We start from the raw sequence: 3582 nt of genomic DNA, 5'->3' as shown, positions 1-3582 counted from the left end.
ATCGGGATTTATTCAACGATTAATGAATGCAGGATTTAAGGTAGAATTATATAACATAGCGGAAAAACAAGGAATGAAAAGTGCTAGGAAATTTGGATTATCTGAAACAGATATGCTCTATATTGTCCGAAAATGATAGGAAGGAATAGATAGATATGGAGAATATTCCTTTTTTACGTGCTTCAACTGTACCTGTAAGTGAGTATTTGGACGAATTGAAGGAAATTGATACATCTCACATATATACGAATTATGGACCTATAAATCAACGTTTTGAGGAAACAATTATGTCGTCATTTTTTCAAAACAGGGGAGCTGTTACAACAGTAGCAAACGCAACGTTAGGGTTAATGGCGGCTATTCAACTAAAGAAAAGAAGAAAGGGAAAGTATGCTCTCATGCCTAGCTTTACATTCCCTGCGACTGCCTTAGCCGCTATTTGGTGTGGATTGGAACCTTACTTTATTGATATTTCAATAGATGATTGGTATATGGATAAAACCGTACTTTTGGATAAGATAGGAGAATTAAAAGAAGAGGTTGCGATTGTTGTCCCGTACGCCACTTTTGGATCATGGATGAACTTAGAAGAATATGAAGAATTAGAGAAGAAGGGGATTCCGGTTGTCGTAGATGCGGCGCCGGGATTTGGATTAATGAATGGAGGGATGCATTACGGTCAAGATTTTAGTGGAATGATCGTATATAGCTTTCATGCAACAAAGCCATTCGGAATTGGTGAAGGAGGGCTCATATATAGTAAAAACGAAGAAGATATACAACGTATTAAAAGAATGGGGAATTTCGGATTTGATAAAAATCGTGAATGTACGATGATGGGGTTTAATTGTAAAATGTCTGAATACGCAGCAGCTATTGGGATTGCGACTATAAAAAAGTGGGATCAAAAATTAAAAGAACGTACCCGTATTTCTGAATGGTATAAACAGTTGTTACAAAATACTGGGTTAATGAAAAAAGGGTGGAAAGTCCAAAAGACAGAAGCAGTTATTCACCAATTTATGCCTATCATTTGTCCAGAAGAAGTTCGCAACATACAAGTAATTGAAGAACTGAAAAAACAGAAAATAGAAGCTAGATTATACTTTTCACCATCTTGCCACCAACAAGTTCTTTTTAAAAACTATAAGTCGACAGATTTAACAAAAACGAATAAAATAGCAAAACGAATCGTAAGTTTACCTTTATGGGAAGGAATGACGAAAGAACTAGTAGAGCAAATTGTAATCTGTTTAGAGCAGAAGGTGGTGTCGGTAGATGAATAGTTTTTATAGTCAAGAAGAACTAAAGGAAATTGGATTTTTATCTGTTGGGAAAAATGTATTGGTTAGTAAAAAAGCAAGTATATATAATCCGAGTGCTATATCAGTTGGCAATCATGTAAGAATTGATGATTTTTGCATTTTAAGTGGTAAAATCACAATTGGAAGTTATTCGCACATATCAGCGTATACAGCGTTATATGGAGGGGAAGTTGGGATTGAAATGCATGATTTTGCAAACATCTCAGCTAAAACAATCGTATATGCAGTACTTGATGATTTCAGTGGAAATACATTAATGGGGCCAACCGTCCCGAATCAATATAGGAATGTGAAAGCAGAAAAAGTTATTTTAAAAAAACATGTGATTATTGGTGCTAATTCTATTATTTTTCCAAATGTAATTGTAGGAGAAGGTACGGCAGTCGGCGCGATGAGTATGGTAAAAGAGAGTTTAGATGATTGGTATATTTACGCTGGAGTTCCCGTAAGGAAAGTAAAACCTCGTCAAAAAAAGATGCTAGAGTTAGAAATTGATTTTTTAAAAAGCATTTATTCTTAACAAAAAAGAATGAATGCTTTTTATTTTTATCCCGCTATTTGCCGATAAAGAGTCGACTTGTGAGGGCTAATTAAAGTTTCACTTTATGATAGAGCAGAGTGTATCTTAACTTATTATGTTTTAAATTTTGCTGACCAAGGCAATACTGAGCCATAGTGAATGTAAAGTTGGAGGGCGAGCGTATATGTTTGATGAGGATGGGATTGTTTTAATTATGGAACCAGCTGATGAAAGAAACTTGAGGAGATTTATTTTTTCAGTGCCAAAGTCAGTGTATGAAAAGAAGGGGCTTACATTACACTATGGAACAGCTATAGGACAAGGGTATATGGATATAATTGAAGATATTATAAGCGTACATATAGAAATAGATGTTGTAACGATAATAGGGCATGTAAGAGGGTAAATAGCTATTTGAAAAAGGTTATAAACAATTTAGCTAGAAGTTATGTATAGAGAAAATTACAGACAATTATAAGGACGAAGGGGGTCTAAAATGAAAATAAAATCAATTGTATTAGTATTCATAGTTTCAATTGGTTTAATGGGATGTTCAATAGTGGAAGAAGGAAAGAACTCCATAGATTATGCTCAAAAGGCGACAGACTATGTAAATGAAATAAGTGCATTTGCAAATGATGCACCAGCATTAGCAGAAAAGGCCGTTAATGATAGCGAGGCTCGAAAAGAATTAGAAACGAAGCTTAGTGAAATTAAACAAGATATACCCGCATTCAATGAATTAACGCCACCTGATGTAGCAAAGGATCTTCATCAACAAATCGTCGGATATAACGAAAAGTTAAATACGTTAATTGATACGGCGAAGACAAAGATAGAAGAAGGCAAAGTGGATGTAGAGCAATTTAAAAACTCTGAGCTTATGCAGACGGTAGATCAAGTTCGAGATTTGAAAGATAAAGTGCAAAATTTAGGTCAATAGTAAAAAGCTCCGTTTGTGATAAACGGAGCTTTTTGTATAAGTGATTACTTAATAAAATACACCACAACACCCATTAAAATGATAGTATTCCCAATTACTTTTCTTTTCGTTACTTTTTCACCTAAAAAATACCAACCGAAAATTAATATGATGATATAACTTAATGATTCTAATGCAGAGACTTGATTTATTGTCAGTCCCTTTAAGGCGATAATATTGAATCCTGCGTTAAGTACAAATAAAGAGTAACCGATGATTACATATGGATTTACATATTCTTTTAATTTAGAATCATATTGCTGTAAAGTAGCCTTTTTTAATAAAATTTGTGAGTAATTGGCCAATACGATTCCAAAGATCAATAACAACATATAACTATTCATCTTTTGTCACCACCACAATTCCGACGATAATAATAGCCGCACCAAGTAAATGATTCCACTGTATCGTATCTCCAAATAGAACTACTGACCAAAGCATTGACCACAGTATAATAATTCCGCGATGTGAATATGCTTTCGATATTTCGAAATGCTTAATTACTTGTTGCCATAAAATTGCATATCCGAATAAAAGTACAACTAGTCCGAAATAAGCAATAAAAAATGAGATGGAAGCAATGGGAAACTTAGCTGCCCATTTCATGTAAACCACAATGATAGAATATATCAAAAAAGCTACATGTAAAAATACGTAATTTTTAATAGTTGGTTTCATTTATTCACTCTCTTTTACATATAAATATATATTTATATCTATCTTTTCCTAATAATAGATATTGGAACGTATTTTGT

General features: G+C 33.6%; 6 protein-coding genes and 1 pseudogene. 5 read left to right on the top strand and 2 right to left on the bottom strand.

Translation table 11 applies throughout. The features are described from left to right. The 5 genes and pseudogenes from ABWK52_RS22205 to ABWK52_RS22185 all read left to right on the top strand — a co-directional run. Positions 1-136 (top strand): annotated as a pseudogene (locus ABWK52_RS22205) (glycosyl transferase); the annotation flags it as partial. Positions 137-155: 19 nt separating this feature from the next. Then, a complete protein-coding gene (locus tag ABWK52_RS22200) occupies positions 156-1286 on the top strand; it encodes a DegT/DnrJ/EryC1/StrS aminotransferase family protein (RefSeq protein ID WP_098507706.1) in 1131 nt (376 codons plus the stop codon). After that, positions 1279-1845, top strand: coding sequence for an acyltransferase (locus tag ABWK52_RS22195; protein ID WP_001084165.1), 567 nt, complete (start codon positions 1279-1281; stop codon positions 1843-1845). The genes ABWK52_RS22200 and ABWK52_RS22195 overlap by 8 nt, the downstream gene beginning before the upstream one ends. A gap of 184 nt (positions 1846-2029) precedes the next feature. Then, positions 2030-2251: a hypothetical protein gene (locus ABWK52_RS22190; RefSeq protein WP_000459099.1), complete on the top strand. Its 222-nt coding sequence runs from the start codon at positions 2030-2032 to the stop codon at positions 2249-2251. A 90-nt stretch (positions 2252-2341) separates the two neighbouring features. After that, positions 2342-2788 (top strand): DUF6376 family protein, encoded by a 447-nt coding sequence (locus ABWK52_RS22185; protein ID WP_000695229.1) that lies wholly within the window; start codon positions 2342-2344, stop codon positions 2786-2788. 44 nt (positions 2789-2832) lie between these two features. Here ABWK52_RS22185 and ABWK52_RS22180 read toward each other — a convergent pair whose 3' ends face one another. Then, entirely contained in the window at positions 2833-3171 is a 339-nt protein-coding gene (locus ABWK52_RS22180) for an EamA family transporter (protein WP_001089876.1), read from the bottom strand. Then, positions 3164-3505, bottom strand: coding sequence for an EamA family transporter (locus ABWK52_RS22175; protein WP_000805132.1), 342 nt, complete (start codon positions 3503-3505; stop codon positions 3164-3166). Before ABWK52_RS22175 ends, ABWK52_RS22180 begins: the two co-directional genes overlap by 8 nt. Between the last annotated feature and the right edge of the window lie 77 nt (positions 3506-3582).

Source organism: Bacillus sp. AP50, from assembly GCF_040492675.1.
GTDB classification, from domain to species: domain Bacteria; phylum Bacillota; class Bacilli; order Bacillales; family Bacillaceae_G; genus Bacillus_A; species Bacillus_A cereus.
Note: the sequence above shows the minus strand (reverse complement) of the source record. Positions and strands in the feature narration are given on the sequence as shown.